This is a genomic window from Winogradskyella sp. SYSU M77433, assembly GCF_029911945.1.
GTDB lineage: Bacteria > Bacteroidota > Bacteroidia > Flavobacteriales > Flavobacteriaceae > Winogradskyella.
The window spans coordinates 455519-472732 of sequence record NZ_JARYTG010000001.1 but is presented as its reverse complement, the minus strand read 5'-3'; the positions used below and the strand labels follow the sequence as shown (position 1 = coordinate 472732).

The window sequence follows — 17214 nt, the reverse complement described above, 5'->3', positions numbered from 1 at the left end:
CTATGAAAGAACATTTAAATATTGCCATTGAGGCAGCACTAGAAGCCGGAAAAGCGATTTTAGAAATTTATAATTCTGATGATTTTGGTGTTGAGTTGAAAGGTGACGATTCTCCTTTAACAAAAGCTGATATAGCATCTCACAATATCATTGTAGCACACTTAAAAGCGACTGACATTCCAGTATTGTCTGAAGAAGGTAAGGAAATACCTTATGAAGAACGAAAAGATTGGAAGCAACTTTGGATTGTAGACCCTATAGATGGTACCAAAGAATTTATAAAACGTAATGGGGAATTTACTGTAAACATTGCGCTTATTGATAACCAAATAACACAACTAGGTGTTGTGTTTGTACCAGCACTTGGTGAGCTTTACTTTTCTACAATAGATAATGGTTCTTATAAAGTAAACGTTGACCTTCAAAATTATTCAGTTGAAGATTTAGTTAAAGAAGGTTCCAAATTACCCTTAGATAGGGAAGATAAAACCTTTACAGTTGTTGCAAGTCGTTCGCATATGTCTCCAGAAACAGAGGCTTATGTAAATGAGATGCGAGAAAAACATGGTGAAGTTAACTTAATGTCCAAAGGTAGTTCGCTTAAGTTATGTATGGTAGCCGAAGGGAAAGCGGACTGCTATCCAAGATTTGCACCAACAATGGAATGGGATACAGCTGCAGGACAAGCCATTTGCGAGCATGCTGGTTTTACAGTGTTAGATTGGAAAACCAAAGCACCAATGTTATACAATAGAGAAGAGTTGTTGAACAATTGGTTTTTGGTAAAAAATTAACAACCAAAAATTTTAATTTTAGTCACACAATATTTTAATACATGAGTGAAACTCCAGAGAATTATAAGCTTGTTATAGAGCCAAAAACTAAGCTTTTGGATCTTAACCTAAAAGAGGTTTGGAGATACAGAGATTTATTATTCTTGTTTGTAAGAAGAGATTTCGTTGCAGTTTATAAACAAACTATTTTTGGGCCCTTGTGGTTTTTTGTACAGCCCATCCTAACAACTATAATGTTTATGGTAGTGTTTGGTGGTATAGCAAAAATGAGTACCGATGGACTTCCTCAACCAATATTTTATTTAGCAGGAATAGTAAGTTGGAATTATTTTTCCGAAGCTCTAAAGACCACTTCAGAAACCTTTATAGCTAATGCCAAAATTTTCGGTAAAGTATACTTCCCAAGGGTGATTTCACCATTATCTATTGTTGTTTCTAAACTCTTAACTTTTGGAGTGCAATTTGTATTATTCTTAATCGTTTATTTCTACTATGTATTTTTTACAGATGCAAATATTAACCCGAATGTATCTTTGCTTTTAATACCTGTCCTCATTCTTATCACAGCAGGTTTAGCTTTAGGCTTAGGTTTACTTATTACGGCACTAACAACAAAGTATAGAGATTTTAGATTCTTAATTGCTTTTTCTGTACAATTAGCTATGTATGCTACACCAATAATATATCCATTGAGCGAAATAGATAATGAAAATCTAAAAATGCTTGTTTTGGCAAACCCAATGAGTGCTATTATAGAAACATTTAGGTATGCTTTTACAGGTGTAGGTGAATTCAGTTGGGTTAATTTAGGATACAGTTTTTTTACAATGATTGTTTTTTTACTAATAGGAACATTGACCTTTAATAAGGTTGAAAAAACTTTTATGGATACAGTATAGTATGAATAAGCCAATTATAAAAATTGAAAATTTAGGAAAACAATATAGATTGGGTGCTGTAGGTACTGGTACTTTGTCTCATGATATTAACCGCTGGTGGTATAAGGTTAGAGGCAAAGAGGATCCGTATCTTAAGGTTGGAGATGTAAATGATAGAACTTCAAAAGGTGGTTCAGATTATGTGTGGGCGCTAAAGGATATAAATTTTGAAGTTCAACCAGGTGAGATTTTAGGTATAATAGGAAAAAATGGTGCCGGAAAATCTACCTTACTTAAATTACTAAGCAGAGTTACAGCTCCATCTACAGGAAAGATAACTTGTCATGGTAGAATAGCGTCACTATTAGAAGTAGGTACAGGCTTTCATCCAGAATTAACAGGAAGAGAAAATATTTACCTCAATGGTGCTATTTTAGGAATGACCAAGAAAGAAATAGCAGATAAGTTTGATGAAATTGTTGATTTTGCAGGTTGTGCTAAATATATAGATACACCAGTAAAAAGATACTCCTCAGGGATGTATGTGCGCTTGGCTTTTGCAGTAGCTGCACATTTAGAACCAGATATCCTGGTAGTGGACGAGGTTTTGGCAGTAGGCGATGCCGAGTTCCAAAAAAAGGCTATTGGTAAGATGAAAGAAGTTAGTGAAGGACAAGGAAGAACTGTACTGTTTGTTAGTCATAATCTAGGGACGATACAAGCCCTTTGTACAAAAACTTTAATATTGCAAAATGGTGGTTTGATTTTCAATGGCGAAACATCAAAAGCTTTAGAGATATATACAAAATCTTCAAAAGGAACAGAATTTTCATCAGAAAAGAGGAAAGGAAGTCAAAATGTTATAATAGAAAATTTAGAGATAAAGAAGTTGAGTAATTCTAAAGTTAGTAATGATTTTCGAAGTGGAGAGGGTATAACTATAGAATACAGTATAAAAGCAAATGATTTAGACTATTTGAATAAACCTATTCAATTAGGTGCACAAATTTTCAATTCTAATGGAACATTTTTGACTGCATTTAATAATCAAACTAAGGGTGTGGATCTAATTTTAGATAAACAAAATCAGAGCTTCAAATGCGTTGTTGATAGAATGCCTTTTATGAATGGGAGACATTATATAAATGTTGGATTAATAGTTGATGGTGTATTAAATGATTATATTGAAGAAGCAATTTCTTTTGATGTAATAGCAGCGGATTTCTTTGACTCAGGTTATAGTAAGTTAGAAAAAAGAGCAGGAGTTTACATAGATCATAATTGGATATAACTGAATTATGAATAAGGTTTTTGAAAAACTTTTTGTCAAAAGATTATTAGGATCTAAACTCTTTAATGAGTTCTTGGAAAGGAGAATTTATGAATTTATTGTTAAGAAGCCGAAAATTATAGGTCCTAAAGAGCGATTGATTATATCAGATAATGCCTACCCAAATAATTATTTTGCTAATACAAATTCAGGAAAAATTTTTATAGGTGATTATGTTTTCTTTGGTAAAAATGTTTCTTTGATAACAGGAACTCACAATTACCGAGTTTTCGGAAAAGACAGGGTTGAAGACTATCCTAAAGAAGGAAGAGATATAATTATAGATCATGGTGCTTGGATAGCAAGTAATTCTATTGTACTTGGACCCTGTAAAATTGGTAAAAATTCAGTTGTTGCAGCTGGGAGTGTAGTCGTAGATGATGTTGAGCCATTTACTATTGTTGCTGGGAATCCTGCTAAAATTCTGAGACATATAAAAAGTGATGACAGATAATAACTTAATCTTTATAGCTTCTCAACCAAGAAGTGGTTCAACTTTATTACAAGCTTTATTATCTAACAATGAATTAGTTGGAACAGTTAGTGAGCCATGGTTGTTATTGCCATTTTTAAGTTATAATCGTAAAGATTTAATTGATGCTAAATACCAACAGCAACTAGCAATTAAAGGTATAAGTGAATTTTTAGATAAAACAAACCATAACAGTTTTAAAACTGATATGGCAGATTTTATTCTAAAGCAGTACCATAAAATTATTAAGAATAATGAAAAGTATGTCTTAGATAAAACACCAAGATATTATGAAATACTTGATGAAATACTAGAGTATTTTCCAAATAGTAAAATCATTATTTTGAAAAGGCATCCATTATCTGTTTTGAAATCCATAATTAAAACATGGCGAGTTAGGGATATTGACAAACTTTTAGATTTTAAAAGGGATGTTTTAAATGCTCCTTTTATTATACACAATTTTCAAAAAAAAAATAAAGACAATCCAAATGTCTATTGTTTAAGATATGAAGATTTAGTTAAAGATCCTTCAATTCATTTAAAAAGTATCTATAATTGGGTTGGATTAGACTACAATGAAAATATTTTAGATTATTCTGAAAACAAGAAGTTTTTAGGACGTCTTGGAGATCCTACCGGAATTAAAACACACTCGGAGCCTAATAAAGGATCTATTGAGAATTGGGATTACTTATTACAAGATAAATATTGGTCAGAGTTTTTAAAAGGATATTTAAACTATCTAAAACCAAATTTTCTTAGAGAATATGGCGAATATGAATTACCAATACTTAAAATAAAAGACACTTTTTTGTTCGATGTTTTTTTACAAAAATCTGAATGGAATTTTTTAGAACATGAACCTCCTAAAATAAAACTAATAAAGTATTCAATTTTAAGACACTTGGGTAAATTTAGGAAATAATTAAAAATGAAAAAAAACGCTCTTTTTTCTATTATAACCATAAATTATAACGATGCATCAGGTTTGCAAAAATCTATGCAAAGTGTTATCTGTCAAACCTTCAAGGATTACGAATATATTGTTATTGATGGTGGTAGTAATGATGGAAGTACAACTATTATTGAGAATCATAAGGCTAAGATACATCATAGTATAAGTGAACCTGATAAAGGGGTGTATGATGCTATGAATAAGGGATTACTGCAGGCAAGTGGCGAGTATGTATTTTTTTTAAACTCAGGAGACTTGTTTTATGATAAAAACACATTAAAAAATGTAGCAAAAGCTATAGAGGTTAAGCCTACCGATATTATTTATGGAGATGTTATCTATGTTAATCCTAATACCAAAGAAGAGCGTATTACGGATTTTCAAGTAGAAAAAATTAGTCTTTACCAAAAAATGATATGCCACCAAGCCATATTCTGTAAAAAAAAGGTGTTTGATACACTGGGTGGTTTCAATTTATCTTATAAAATTAAAGCCGATTACGATTGGTTTTTAAGAACCATATTTAAAGGTGTTAGTATTAAAAAAATAAATCTTTTAGTAGCTTATTATGAAGAAGGTGGACTTAGTGAAACCCACTTTAGCAAATATAGTGCGGGCGAAATCCCAAAAATTAGAAATACATATTATTCAGACAAAGAACAGAAAGCTATTAGAAAATATATACTTAACCCCAAACTAAGTAAATTACCTTTTCATAATGCAAGTAGAAGATTAATAGCAAAGCTATTGTTAATCTTATACCCAAATCTTAGGATGATATGATTGTAGTGGTAAGACAACTTAATATTGTATCCGAATCATGGCTTACTAGACAATTAGCGCTCATTTCACCGCTAGTAGAAAGTATTGTAGTTGTTGATTATTACGAGCAAAAGAAATTTGCAGGTATTCCTGTAACATCCATAGACCCAAGAGCTGAGTTATCTTATCGTTTGTACAATTCAGTAAAAAAGCAAGATTATAAAAAAGTTATTAAAAAACGCTTAGAGCGTATTTTAACAAAAAGTAGCTCTTCCGTAGTATTGTTTCATTATATAGACTTTGCTTTGGGCTTTTATGATGTTATAAAACAAACACAAAAAAAGATTTATATACATTGTCATGGTTATGATGTTACTTGGGATTTACGCTCACATACTAATCCTAATAGAAAACATTTTAGTTCAGATTACGTTTCCAAGGTTTTAAAGCTTTCAAAACATGCTTTTTTTATAGCAAATTCAAAATGTACTAAGGAAAAACTATTAGATATTAAGATTCCAGAAAATAGAGTTTTAACCAAATATTTTGGTATTCAAGAAAATGAAAAAAGACCTCTGCCAAATAAATTTACCATACTATATGTAGGTAGGCTTGTAGATTTTAAAGGAGCAGATATAGTAATAAACGCTTTTGAGTTAGCTTGCGAACAGGGCTTAGAAGGAGAACTTATAATTGCAGGTGATGGAGCCCTTCGAACAACAGTAGAACTTCTAAAGATAAAATCAAAATATCAAGATAGAATACAAATCTTAGGAAGTGTAAATTCAGAAAAAGTAAAAGCCTTAATGCAAAAGGCAAGTATTTTTACAGCACATAATTGTAAAGGATTGCTTACAGGGCAAGAAGAGGCTTTTGGTGTTACACTCATAGAGGCAATGAGTTATGGTATACCTATTATAACAGGTAGTGTAGGTGGCGTTAACGAAATTATTGTTGATAAAAAAACAGGCTATCTCATTGAGCCATTTAATATTCAGCAGCATGCCAATGCTTTTTTAGGGTATTATAGAAGCGCTTTATTATTGCAAAAGCATGGTGAAGAGGGACATAATCTTGTTAAAATTAAGTTTTCTGAAGAACAAGAGTTTAATTTTTTTAAATCTCTTGTTCATTAGTCATGAGTTACCCGCTAATTTCAATAGTAATTCCAACCTACAATAGAAAAAACGTTTTATTAGAAACCTTAAATTCTATAAAGCATCAAAAATACCAAAACTGGGAAGTTATTGTTGTAGATGACGGTTCAACAGATGGTACCAATAGTTTTATGCAGGAAGTGTGCAAAGCCTCTTCTCAGATAAATTATTATTTAAGATCGGATTTCACAACTAAAAAAGGCGCACCTGTTTGTAGAAATTTAGGTTTAGAAAAAGCTAAAGGTGATTATGTTGTGTTTTTAGATTCGGACGATATTCTGCAAAAGGAAACATTACATAATAGAGTGAATTCAATTAATGAATCTAAAGATTACGATTTTTTGATTTTTCAAGGTGCCTTTTTCACTGAAAGTATAGATGATTCTGATAGACTGTGGAATAAATTTACTCAAGAGAATGATCTTAACCGATTTCTCAGAGGAGACGTCGTTTGGCAAACAACAGGACCCTTATGGAAACGTAGCTATTTAATAAATAGTAGTCTAAGGTTTGATGAAGAAGCTAAAAGTTCTCAGGACTGGGAGTTTCACGTCCATGCGCTACTTCAAAATCCGAGATACAAAAAAATAGATGGAAAGCCTGATTATTTTATAAGGAGAGATGCTGTTGATAAACATCGTATAAGTGAGGGGCATTACTCGATAAAATCATATTTCAATAGAATCCCCTTGATAAAAAAGATACTACCAAAGCTAAATGATGTTCAGGAATATGAGTTGCATAAGTATTTGGTTAGAGACACTCTAGCGGTATTAAGAAATACATCAGATATAGATATTATTAATACCTTTGAAGAGACTAATAGATTATTTGCTTCAAACATTAATAAAAATTGGGGTGTTGTTGTTAAAATGATGTATTACCTAAGAAAGAAAAATCTAAAAACATGCAACAGAATTCTATTAAGATGTCTAAATTTTTGGAAACCTTATTATTTTAGGAAATTTAAACAGAACTACAGAGCCAAATATTAAAATAGAAGTATAAAAATTTAGAGTGAGAAGACTATATTATTTAATTAAAGAAAACGGATTAAAATCGATTTTTTCTCAAAGATATCACTACAGACATCATAAAAACCCTAACACAGAAAAGAAAGTTAAATTCATTGTGTTCGGCCAAGGTAGAACAGGTAGTACTTTATTAACAAAATTAATAAATCAACATCCAAAAATTTTTTGCGACCAAGAAATATTCGGAAATAAAAAGTCTCCTATTTTTTTGTCTCCAAACAAATACATTGAGAGTAATTCAAGAAAGCCAGAGACTAAAGATGTATCAATTTATGGTTTTAAAGTTAAGATTTACCAATTGTATACAGATCAAAAAATCAGTAATGTTAAGGGGCTTTTAGAAGATTTACATAGAAAAGGATGGAAGTTTATTTTTTTACATCGTGAGGATGAATTAGCACATAATGTATCGTCGTTCAAAGCATTTAGTTTGGGTAAATGGTTTGTAGATAAATCAGAAGATATTCAAAATAAGAAAGATAAAGAGCTATATATTGACCCAACTCAATTCAAAAAATCAGTATTATGGCGTAGAAAATTTACCAATATGGAAAAAGAATGCCTTGAAAATATACCTCATATAAAAGTATCATACGAAAAAGATTTATTAGTGTCAGAAAATCATCAAGCCGTTTGTGACAGAATATTTTCTTTTTTAGGAGTTGATAGTTATTCTGTAAAGGCTAATATTAAGAAGATGAATGCTCCTGATTTAAGAAATACTATTAAAAATTATGATGAAATTGAAAGCTTGTTTCAATCACTATAGTTAGAATAACAGGTTTTAACTAAAGAAAAAAGAAATTTTATAGTAATGCGATTATTTTTTTTACATATACCAAAAACTGCAGGAACTTCACTTGATATCTTACTAAAACTTCAATATTCTAAAAAAGAAATACATCCTTGGGACAACATTAAGTTTGTTGAATTACAAGAAAAATATAAAAATGGTGATATAGAGCCGAAAGATTTTAAGGTGCTTAAAGGGCATTATCATTATGGTATCCATAATTATATGAATATCGAAGGAGATTATAGGTATGTAACTTTTCTTAGAGACCCTATTGACCGAGTGAAATCTCATATTAGACAGTATTTAAGAATGCCTAAATCATACATATATAGAGAGTTTCAAAAAGAAAAGAGTTTGTATAAACTTATAAAGAATAATAAAGTTTATGGGTTTTCTAATATGCAAACAGCGTGGATATCAGGACAAAAATTTCGAAATGATTTGAATATGGAATTGATTTTTAAAGAGGCAGAATCTAATATTTCGAAAGACTTTATGTATGTTGGAATCCAAGAGATGTTTAATGAGAGTTTGTTTCAAATATATCAGAAAGTAGACTGGAAATATTATCCGTATTATAATTCCTTAAATATCTCTACTAAGAATGAACTTGATTCAATTACTTTTGATTCAGATACAATAAAGCTTATAGAGGACATAAATCAATATGATATTAAATTATACCAAAAGTACAAGTCGATTGTAGAAAATGATCATAGTAAAACAGACCTTAAAGAATATAAGACGTATTTAACACGTTTAAAATATTTTCAAAAAGCACACAATTCCTATACTAAAATGAGAAATATTTTATAATTATGGAAAAGCCATTGGTATCTGTATTAATGACAGTATATAATAGGGAAAAATATATTGCGGAAGCAATAGAAAGTGTTATTGCCTCTACTTATAAAAACTGGGAATTAATTATAGTAGATGATCAATCTAAGGATAATTCTGTAGCTATTGCAAAATCTTATGCTCAGAAAGATACTAGAATTAAGATTCATATTAATGATGTCAACTTAGGGGACTATCCAAACAGAAACCAAGCAGCAAGGTACGCTAATGGGAAATATTTAAAATATTTAGATGCAGATGATATAATTTACCCTTTTGGCTTAGAACAATTGGTTTTTTATATGGAAAAATTCCCCGAGTCTGCTTATGGTTTGTGCTCACTAAGTCAAGATAAACAAAATATATACCCATTTATGTTAGGTCCAAGAGAGGCTTATTATAGGCACTATTTTGAGTTTCCAATTTTTCATAAAGCACCTCTCTCTGCTATTATAAAAAAAGTAGATTTTGACGAAGTAGGTGGTTTTACGGGAAAACAGCACCTTGGAGATTTTGAGATGTGGCATATACTATCAAAAAGCAAAAATGTAGTCTTGATGCCTCAAGGTTTGGTTTGGTATAGAGAGCATGACGATCAGCAAATGAATGATAATAGAACAGATCCCTATGTGCCTTTTAAATATTTATTGCTTTCAGAAGAAATGCTTAAAAGTAATAGTTGTCCTTTATCTGCAAAGGAAGCAGATAAGGCTCTAGAGCTTAATTATAAAAAACAGAGTAGAGCTGTTTTGTCAGCAGCTAAGCATCATTCATTTAAAAAAAGTTTTCAACTTTATAAAGAAAGTAAAAATGTAACCCTTTTTTCTATATTAAATTCGGTTATTAGTTAAAGTATTATGATTTTCAGTTACGCAAAATATTTAAAAGAAAAGGTATTAAGAAAACTGTTTTGGTTTTACAAGCTTAACAATATTAGTTTTGGGAAATCACCAAAAATCACCTTTCCTATTAAAGTTGAAGGTCAAGGAAAAATAAATATAGGAAACAATGCTGTCCTTGGAAGGATGACTAATTTCGGAATAGGTAAAAGTGCAAAACTAACCATAGGAAACAAGTGCATAACGGAAGATGATGCAACTATAATTATTGACACTAATTTTAGTTTAGTAACTGGGCAAAATTTCAAATTAGGTAGAAACGCTAGGCTTTATGTTAAAAGTGATTGGGTCATAGGTGATAATGTAAGTATTGAAACATATTGCTCAATATTTGCTAGAGAGCCAGAAAAATCAGGAAAATTAGTCATTGGAAATGATACTAATATTGGAGACTACACGATAATTGACCTTGTTGATGATGTAATCATTGGCGATACAGTTGCTATAGGTCCAAATAGTACACTATATACACATGACCATATTTATTCAGATAAAAACGTAGCAGCTTGGAAGGGAGGTTTGATTAAAAAGCCTATAAGAATTTGTGATGGAGCTTGGGTAGGTTCAGGTGTTACTATTTTGCCAGGAGTGACTATAGGGGAGAGGTGCATTATTGCTGCAGGATCTGTAGTAACAAAATCGACTCAGCCCAATGCTATATACGGTGGTGTTCCTGCTAAGCTTATTAAAAATATATGAATAATATAAAGGTCTCGATTATAATTCCATTATACAATTCTGTTTCATTTTTTGAGGAAACAATAAAATCTATTATTGATCAATCTTATAAAAACTGGGAGATTATAATTGTAGATGATGGTTCAGAGGACGGTTCTTATGAATTAGCAAAAGAGTATGCTTCAGATAATATAAGGGTTGTTAAGAATAGAGGTAAAGGAGCTTGTGCTGCGAGAAACTATGGCTTAGATTTGGCAGTTGGTGATTATATACAATTTTTGGATGCTGATGATCTAATAAGTGAGGATAAAATTCAGAACCAACTTGCACAATTAGAAAGAAACTCTAAAAGTATAACAGTATGCAGTACTAAACATTTTTATGAGAGTTTTCATACGGGTAAAATAACTGATAGAGCATTTTTATATACAACAGATAATCCTAAAGAACTGCTTTTAAATTTATATGGTGCCGATGGAGAGCATCATAATATGATTCAAACCAGTGCTTGGTTAACTCCTAAATCTTTAATAAAAGATTCAGGACCTTGGAATGAAGATTTAAGCAAAGACCAAGATGGTGAATTTTTTTGTAGAGTAGCAACAAGGGCTGAGAAAATTATTTTTACTCCAAATGTTTTTAATTATTATCGAAAACATATTAATGGTAAGAATATAGCTAATCAAAAAAAAAGGAAGCATTTAGAAAGTCAAATTACGGCTTTAGAATCCAAGTCAGCACAATTTAAAGGTTTAGAAACAACGCAAGCTTATAAAAATGCCATGGCTTTACAATACAAGCTTATTGCTATTGATGCTTTTCCAGAGTTTAAAGATCTGTCGTCTATGGTATTAAGTCGCTCTAAAGATTTAGCTCAGATAGATTATTTACCAGTATTAGGAGGTAATGTAATAGAGTTTTTTAAAAAAATTTTTGGCTGGAAAATTGCAAAAATTATATCTTATTGGGTGCATAAATTATAGATTATTAATCAAAACTCAATATTTGTTCGGGATTTAAAATAATATTTAGAATTACCTTGTTATGAATATAAAATGTAATTCTAAAAGGAATAATGTTTGTCATATAAATAATAATTTGAGATATTTACAACGACAAATTATGAAAACAGATTTTGTAGATAAAACTTCTTCTTAAAGAAATAAAGTCTGTGCTTATGTTGTAAAAAAATCAAATGGAGCAACTACTTTTTATAACTACTTCTAGTATCGCTTCAAACCCTCGTTTAGTTAAAGAATTTGAAAGTTTAAAATCAAATTATGTGTGTACTGTAGTATGCTATAAACATCATGATTGGAGTTTGGAGCTTTCAGAGAAAATCAAGTCAGACAATAAAGAAGTTAACTTTATTGAAATTGATAGGAAACAAAAGTTTTTATCAACTATTGTTTCTAAAATAAAACATAAGGTAGCTATAAGAATCAATCCTTTTTATAAAAACAATTACAAGGTTTGTGCATTTGCAAGTAATGATAAGACAGCACAACTATTAAATGTAGTTAAGCAATTATCTAGAGATATAGAGTTTAAGAGAATTGTGGCACATAACTTAGGTGCATTTTATCCTGCTGTATGGGTTTCAAAAAGTCAGGATATAGATCTACAGTTAGATATTGAAGACTATCATCCAGGGGAAAGTTTGTATTTTAATGAAAAACTTGAGAAAACTAATAGGCATAGGATTATGCAGTATAGTTTTAATGAAGCAAATACTATTACTTATGCATCAGAAGGTATAGCTTTAGAGTGTAAAAAAAAGTATAGTATATCTAAAGATGTGTACCAATTGACCATTATTAATGCATTTAAAAGAGATGATTTTATAAAGCCAATAGCGACAGAAGAGAACGTGCTGAAAACAGTTTGGTTTTCCCAGTACATTGGGCCAAATAGGGGACTAGAGCAGGTGTTTAGTGCAGCCAAAGCTCATTCAGATATTGAGTTTCATCTTATTGGTAACGTAAATAAAGAGTACGTAAAGGATATAGTGTTTGCAAAAAACGTAATCTTTCATGAAGTTATGTCGCAATCAGATCTTCATGAGTTTTTAAGGACTATGGATATAGGTTTGGCTTTAGAGAGTGAAAAAGCTGATTATAATAGAAATATTTGTTTAACAAATAAATTTCTAGCCTATGTTCAAGCTGGTTTGTATGTTTTGGCAACTGATACCTTTGGGCAACGTAATTTTTTAGAGTCTATAAATTTTGAAGCAGGAAAATTGATAGAAAGCTCTCTTTCAAATGAACTATCTAAAATAGATAAGAACTTATTTATTCATCAAGCTAAAATAAATAGATGGAATAGTGCACGTCAGTTTTCATGGGAAGAGGAACAAACTAAACTTTTAGAAATATTTTAATGAATACAGTTCTTATTATATACCCACATTGGGTTCCTGCTAATCTAGCAGGTGTTCAAAGACCACGATTAATAGGTAATTATTTAAAAGGTTTTGGTTGGAAGCCATTATTGCTAACTGTAAAATCAGAATATTATGAAGAGAGGTTAGATCCTTTAATGGAAAAGACAGCTTCAGAAGATATCGAAGTTGTTTTTACCAAAGCTTACAAGGTTTTTAAACCACGAATTGTTGGTGATATTGGTCTAAGAGCTTTTCCTTTCCTAAAAAAAGAAGCTCTCAGAATTTGCAAAGAACGTAAAATAGATTTTATATGGATTCCCATACCATCATTTTACACTGCTATTCTAGGAAGGTTATTATATAATAAAACTAAAATCCCTTATGGTATAGACTATATAGACCCATGGGTAAGGGACATAACCAATCAAAATAACTTAAGAGCCAAATTAAGTCAGGTTGTGGCAAAAACACTTGAACCTTTTGCGGTTAAAAAAGCTGCTTTGATAACAGGTGTATCTACACCTTATTATCAGTCTGTGTTGGACAGAAACTTTAAGGTAAAACCAGTACATGCAGGAATGCCATACGGTTTCGATCCAAATGATCATAAAATTCACCTCAACGATATTCAATACCCTTGGGACAACCAACCAGATTGTAAACCATGGGTTTATGCAGGTGCATTCTTACCTAATTCACATCTCTTTGTAGAATCGTTCTTTGAGGTGATTGCTAAACTAAGAAAAGAAGGAGATTGGGACGATAAAATTAGATTATACTTTGTAGGTACAGGAATGTATCCTGCAAAGAGAATTACATCATATGCTAAGGATAAAGGAATAGATGATATTGTTTTTGAAAATAGAGAGCGATATCCATTTCTACACATTTTAAATTTTTTATCCAAAGCAGATAAGGTGTTGTTATTTGGTAGTACAGAACAACATTATACCGCATCAAAAACATTTCAATGCTTATTAAGTAATAGACCTTTGTTTTCTATGTTGCATAATGATAGCTCAGCAGTTGAAGTGATTAGGCAATGCAATGCTGAAAGGTTTTTATTCCCTTATAAAAACGGATTTACTAAAAATGAAATTGAAATTGGTGTAGAACACATTCTAAAGTCTTTTCAGCAAATAGATGATTGGACTCTAAATTTACAGCCTTTAGATAAATATACATCTAAACAATCTGCTAAGGTATTAGCAGAAGCAATGGATAAAGTGTTGTTAAATTAGTAACTGAAGAATGAAAAAAATAGCTGTAGTTATAAGTCATCCTATTCAGTATTATGCTCCTTTATTTCAGTTGTTAGAAAAAAGGAATAAACTTGGTTTAAAAGTGTTTTATACTTGGTCTCAGACTAACGAGTCTGTGGAGGATAAAGTTTTTGGTAAAACAATAAAATGGGATATACCATTACGAGAAGGCTATGATTATGAATTTGTGGATAATGTGTCTAAAAAACCTGGTTCTCACCATTTTTTTGGTATAGATAATCCAACATTGATAGCTAAGATTGAAGCATTTCAGCCTGATGCAATACTGTTTTTTGGTTGGAATTTTAAAAGCCATCTTTTGGCTATGCGTCATTTTAAAGGAAAGATTCCTGTTTGGTTTAGAGGTGATTCTACATTATTGGATGAGGTTGTCGGATTAAAGACAACATTAAGACGTTTGGTGTTGAGGAAAGTTTATAGTTACGTAGATAAGGCTTTTTTTGTTGGAGAGGCAAGTAAAGCCTATTTTTTAAAGCACGGATTAAAACCTGATCAGTTAGTTTGCTCCCCTCACGCTATAGATAATGATCGATTTAGTGATGAAAAAAATCCTAATTACTTAATTGATGCTAAAAATTGGAGAGAAAGTTTAGGATATAGTTCAGAGGATATTTTAATCGTTTTCTCAGGTAAATTAGAATCTAAAAAACAGCCTGATTTTTTAATCAAAGCTTTCAATAAAGCTAAAAAAGAAGGAGGAGAATTATTAAAGCTACTAATAATTGGTAGTGGTCCTTTGGAGGAAAAATTAAAAGAGTTTGAAAATGATGATATAAAGTTTTTAACTTTTCAAAATCAAAAAAGGATGCCTTTGGTATATAGAATGGCAGATGTCTATTGTCTTCCATCAAAAGGACCTGGTGAGACATGGGGTTTAGCTGTTAATGAGTCTATGGCCAGTGGTAGATCTGTAATAGTATCTAATAAGGTTGGCTGTGTTAAGGACTTAGTCTCTCAAAACAAAACAGGTTTTGTTTTTAGTTATGATAATTTGTTAGAGTTGAAAGATATACTTGTGAATTTGAACAAAAGTGAGCTAAAATTAATGGGTGAAAAAGCAAGATTAAAAATTATGAGTTATAACTTTAGCAATATTGTAAAAGCTTTTGAAAACGAACTAAATGAATAAGGTCTCTAAGCCAGATATAAGTGTAGTATTACCTGTTTACACAGGGATGGCATTTTTACAGCAATCAGTAGAATCGGTATTAAGACAAGATGATTCAGAGATTACTTTCGAATTTTTGATTTGTGATGATTGCTCCAAAGATGAAAGTTATGAATTTTTAAAAACTCTAAAGGACCCTAGGGTCACTTTATATAAAAATGAACAAAATCAAGGTCTGTTTCCAACTTTAAATTTGCTAATAAAAAAAGCAAAAGCAGATTTAGTACATTTATGGGCCCAAGATGATATCATGTTACCTAATTGTCTTGTCGAAATGGTAAGGTTTCATAGAGAATTCCCTGAGGTTAAATTCAGTTTTTCTAGACTTCAGGGTATAGATGTTAATGGAAATTACTTAAAACGTCCAACAGTTTTTAATAATAAAACTATTTCTGTAGAAAATCATGCTATAAGCTCATTACTATTTGGAAGTATTTCTGGAAATATCGCTAATGTTTGTTTAGTTAAAGAAGCTTGTGAGTCGGTGGGTTATTTTGATGAGTCTATGATTTATGTTGGAGATTTTAAAATGTGGTGTTTACTCTCTAAGGATGCACCTGTTGGAATGTATGGTAATATTTTAGTAAATGTCCGACAGCATACTGGTCAATTAAGTAGGGATTTAAAAGCATCATTCTTTAGAATGAAGGAAAATTACGAAGTATATCAATGCTATTTGTCAACTTTAAAGCCTGAATTAAGGCAACATTTAAATAAGATTATTAAATGGAAAGTATACCCAACTTATCTAAATCAATATTTCTATATTTTAAAGCAGAATGATTTAGAGTTAGGAAAGCGCTATATTAAAGAACTTAAAAAGTACGATGATTTATTTTTAATGTTTGTAAAGTGGACAGTAGTTAGAGTTTTGAGGTTTTTGCGATTAGAATCTAAATTTTATAAAATTGTATTTTACAAAAAGCTAGAAAAGTTAAAAACTCATTAAACTAAACATAGTCAGTTGTCTCAAGATATTATAATAATAGCTGGAATGCATAGGTCTGGAACATCGCTTTCAGGAAATCTACTTCAACAATCAGGGTTATTTATTGGAGAAGATTTACTTTCACACGGCTTTGATAACAAAAAAGGCCATTTTGAAGATTTAGAGATCTTAAAAATTCATGAAACTGACCTAAAGGAAAAGGGGCTTGATACACGAGGTATTAAAGGTGATATAAAAGGAAATCTGGATTTTGAAAAATCCACAGAAAATAAAATTAATTCATTTTTAAAGAAACGTAGCAATCAAACTTTTTGGGGATGGAAAGAACCTAGAACCACGTTATACTTACAAGCTTGGAAAGAAAAATTACCAAATGTAAAATGTATCGCAATTTTTAGACATTATGATGAGGTTGAAAATTCTTTGATCAGAAGATATAAACATAAATTAAAAAAAGGTGTGGGTATGAGTAAAATAATAAGGCTTAAGCATTTGTTGTTTTATCCATTACTTTTGATTTTAAAGAAAAGAGAGGCTTATAGAGCCTGGAGTGTCTATAATAACAACATTTTAGATTTTAAAAAAAGATACCCTGATGATGTTGTTATTTTTGAGTTAGATTTTTTTCTAGAAAATTATAATTTAATAACAGAAAATTTAAATTCTCGTTTTAATATAAATTTAAAAACTATTGATGTTAATAGCGTTTTTGAAAAATCATTACTAAAAAAGTCAAAGACTAAGAAATTAAAAATTAGGTTTTTTTCTCGCAAGAATTTGAAAAAAATATTAGAAGTTTTAAAGCAAGAGTCATTATGGATGTAAGTCAA

General features: G+C 30.6%; 18 protein-coding genes. All 18 read left to right on the top strand.

All coding sequences use genetic code 11. The annotated features are described in order from the left end of the window. The first annotated feature begins 2 nt into the window (after positions 1-2). The gene (gene cysQ / locus QGM60_RS02070; protein WP_281138571.1) at positions 3-794 is read left to right on the top strand and encodes a 3'(2'),5'-bisphosphate nucleotidase CysQ; all 792 of its coding nucleotides are present in this window, start codon (positions 3-5) and stop codon (positions 792-794) included. A 41-nt stretch (positions 795-835) separates the two neighbouring features. Then, entirely contained in the window at positions 836-1693 is an 858-nt protein-coding gene (locus tag QGM60_RS02065; protein ID WP_281138570.1) for an ABC transporter permease, read from the top strand. A 1-nt stretch (position 1694) separates the two neighbouring features. Further along, positions 1695-2963: an ABC transporter ATP-binding protein gene (locus tag QGM60_RS02060; RefSeq protein WP_281138569.1), complete on the top strand. Its 1269-nt coding sequence runs from the start codon at positions 1695-1697 to the stop codon at positions 2961-2963. 7 nt (positions 2964-2970) lie between these two features. Then, positions 2971-3456: a hypothetical protein gene (locus QGM60_RS02055; protein ID WP_281138568.1), complete on the top strand. Its 486-nt coding sequence runs from the start codon at positions 2971-2973 to the stop codon at positions 3454-3456. Next, the gene (locus QGM60_RS02050; protein ID WP_281138567.1) at positions 3446-4402 is read left to right on the top strand and encodes a sulfotransferase; all 957 of its coding nucleotides are present in this window, start codon (positions 3446-3448) and stop codon (positions 4400-4402) included. The genes QGM60_RS02055 and QGM60_RS02050 overlap by 11 nt, the downstream gene beginning before the upstream one ends. A gap of 6 nt (positions 4403-4408) precedes the next feature. Continuing rightward, positions 4409-5215: a glycosyltransferase family 2 protein gene (locus QGM60_RS02045; RefSeq protein ID WP_281138566.1), complete on the top strand. Its 807-nt coding sequence runs from the start codon at positions 4409-4411 to the stop codon at positions 5213-5215. Next, positions 5212-6330, top strand: coding sequence for a glycosyltransferase (locus QGM60_RS02040; protein WP_281138565.1), 1119 nt, complete (start codon positions 5212-5214; stop codon positions 6328-6330). Before QGM60_RS02045 ends, QGM60_RS02040 begins: the two co-directional genes overlap by 4 nt. A 2-nt stretch (positions 6331-6332) precedes the next feature. Next, a complete protein-coding gene (locus QGM60_RS02035; protein WP_281138564.1) occupies positions 6333-7346 on the top strand; it encodes a glycosyltransferase family 2 protein in 1014 nt (337 codons plus the stop codon). A 22-nt stretch (positions 7347-7368) separates the two neighbouring features. Then, entirely contained in the window at positions 7369-8154 is a 786-nt protein-coding gene (locus tag QGM60_RS02030) for a hypothetical protein (protein ID WP_281138563.1), read from the top strand. Between the two features lie 45 nt (positions 8155-8199). Next, a complete protein-coding gene (locus tag QGM60_RS02025; protein WP_281138562.1) occupies positions 8200-8997 on the top strand; it encodes a sulfotransferase family 2 domain-containing protein in 798 nt (265 codons plus the stop codon). 2 nt (positions 8998-8999) lie between these two features. After that, on the top strand, positions 9000-9872 hold the full coding sequence (locus tag QGM60_RS02020) for a glycosyltransferase family 2 protein (RefSeq protein WP_281138561.1): 873 nt from the start codon (positions 9000-9002) through the stop codon (positions 9870-9872). Positions 9873-9878: 6 nt separating this feature from the next. Next, the gene (locus QGM60_RS02015; RefSeq protein WP_281138560.1) at positions 9879-10619 is read left to right on the top strand and encodes an acyltransferase; all 741 of its coding nucleotides are present in this window, start codon (positions 9879-9881) and stop codon (positions 10617-10619) included. Further along, complete coding sequence (locus tag QGM60_RS02010; RefSeq protein WP_281138559.1) at positions 10616-11581, top strand: glycosyltransferase family 2 protein; 966 nt, start codon at positions 10616-10618, stop codon at positions 11579-11581. The genes QGM60_RS02015 and QGM60_RS02010 overlap by 4 nt, the downstream gene beginning before the upstream one ends. Before the next feature lie 212 nt (positions 11582-11793). Next, positions 11794-12981, top strand: a complete 1188-nt coding sequence (locus QGM60_RS02005; RefSeq protein WP_281138558.1) for a hypothetical protein — start codon at positions 11794-11796, stop codon at positions 12979-12981. Continuing rightward, positions 12981-14225 carry a hypothetical protein gene (locus QGM60_RS02000; RefSeq protein WP_281138557.1) on the top strand — a complete coding sequence of 415 codons (1245 nt, stop codon included), beginning with the start codon at positions 12981-12983 and terminating at the stop codon, positions 14223-14225. The genes QGM60_RS02005 and QGM60_RS02000 overlap by 1 nt, the downstream gene beginning before the upstream one ends. 10 nt (positions 14226-14235) lie before the next feature. Further along, positions 14236-15396: a glycosyltransferase family 4 protein gene (locus QGM60_RS01995; protein ID WP_281138556.1), complete on the top strand. Its 1161-nt coding sequence runs from the start codon at positions 14236-14238 to the stop codon at positions 15394-15396. Then, a complete protein-coding gene (locus QGM60_RS01990; RefSeq protein ID WP_281138555.1) occupies positions 15389-16384 on the top strand; it encodes a glycosyltransferase family 2 protein in 996 nt (331 codons plus the stop codon). Before QGM60_RS01995 ends, QGM60_RS01990 begins: the two co-directional genes overlap by 8 nt. 15 nt (positions 16385-16399) lie before the next feature. Then, on the top strand, positions 16400-17209 hold the full coding sequence (locus tag QGM60_RS01985; protein ID WP_281138554.1) for a hypothetical protein: 810 nt from the start codon (positions 16400-16402) through the stop codon (positions 17207-17209). The last annotated feature ends 5 nt before the right edge of the window (positions 17210-17214 follow it).

What these genes read in the sequence shown, in the direction of transcription:
- QGM60_RS02025 (WP_281138562.1), top strand. Translation starts at nt 8,200, where the DNA reads ATGCGATTATTTTTTTTACATATACCAAAAACTGCAGGAACTTCACTT.
- QGM60_RS01995 (WP_281138556.1), top strand. Translation starts at nt 14,236, where the DNA reads ATGAAAAAAATAGCTGTAGTTATAAGTCATCCTATTCAGTATTATGCT.
- QGM60_RS02010 (WP_281138559.1), top strand. Translation starts at nt 10,616, where the DNA reads ATGAATAATATAAAGGTCTCGATTATAATTCCATTATACAATTCTGTT.
- QGM60_RS02040 (WP_281138565.1), top strand. Translation starts at nt 5,212, where the DNA reads ATGATTGTAGTGGTAAGACAACTTAATATTGTATCCGAATCATGGCTT.
- QGM60_RS02050 (WP_281138567.1), top strand. Translation starts at nt 3,446, where the DNA reads ATGACAGATAATAACTTAATCTTTATAGCTTCTCAACCAAGAAGTGGT.
- QGM60_RS02060 (WP_281138569.1), top strand. Translation starts at nt 1,695, where the DNA reads ATGAATAAGCCAATTATAAAAATTGAAAATTTAGGAAAACAATATAGA.
- QGM60_RS02000 (WP_281138557.1), top strand. Translation starts at nt 12,981, where the DNA reads ATGAATACAGTTCTTATTATATACCCACATTGGGTTCCTGCTAATCTA.
- cysQ (WP_281138571.1), top strand. Translation starts at nt 3, where the DNA reads ATGAAAGAACATTTAAATATTGCCATTGAGGCAGCACTAGAAGCCGGA.
- QGM60_RS02065 (WP_281138570.1), top strand. Translation starts at nt 836, where the DNA reads ATGAGTGAAACTCCAGAGAATTATAAGCTTGTTATAGAGCCAAAAACT.
- QGM60_RS02005 (WP_281138558.1), top strand. Translation starts at nt 11,794, where the DNA reads ATGGAGCAACTACTTTTTATAACTACTTCTAGTATCGCTTCAAACCCT.
- QGM60_RS02055 (WP_281138568.1), top strand. Translation starts at nt 2,971, where the DNA reads ATGAATAAGGTTTTTGAAAAACTTTTTGTCAAAAGATTATTAGGATCT.
- QGM60_RS02015 (WP_281138560.1), top strand. Translation starts at nt 9,879, where the DNA reads ATGATTTTCAGTTACGCAAAATATTTAAAAGAAAAGGTATTAAGAAAA.
- QGM60_RS02020 (WP_281138561.1), top strand. Translation starts at nt 9,000, where the DNA reads ATGGAAAAGCCATTGGTATCTGTATTAATGACAGTATATAATAGGGAA.
- QGM60_RS01990 (WP_281138555.1), top strand. Translation starts at nt 15,389, where the DNA reads ATGAATAAGGTCTCTAAGCCAGATATAAGTGTAGTATTACCTGTTTAC.
- QGM60_RS02035 (WP_281138564.1), top strand. Translation starts at nt 6,333, where the DNA reads ATGAGTTACCCGCTAATTTCAATAGTAATTCCAACCTACAATAGAAAA.
- QGM60_RS02045 (WP_281138566.1), top strand. Translation starts at nt 4,409, where the DNA reads ATGAAAAAAAACGCTCTTTTTTCTATTATAACCATAAATTATAACGAT.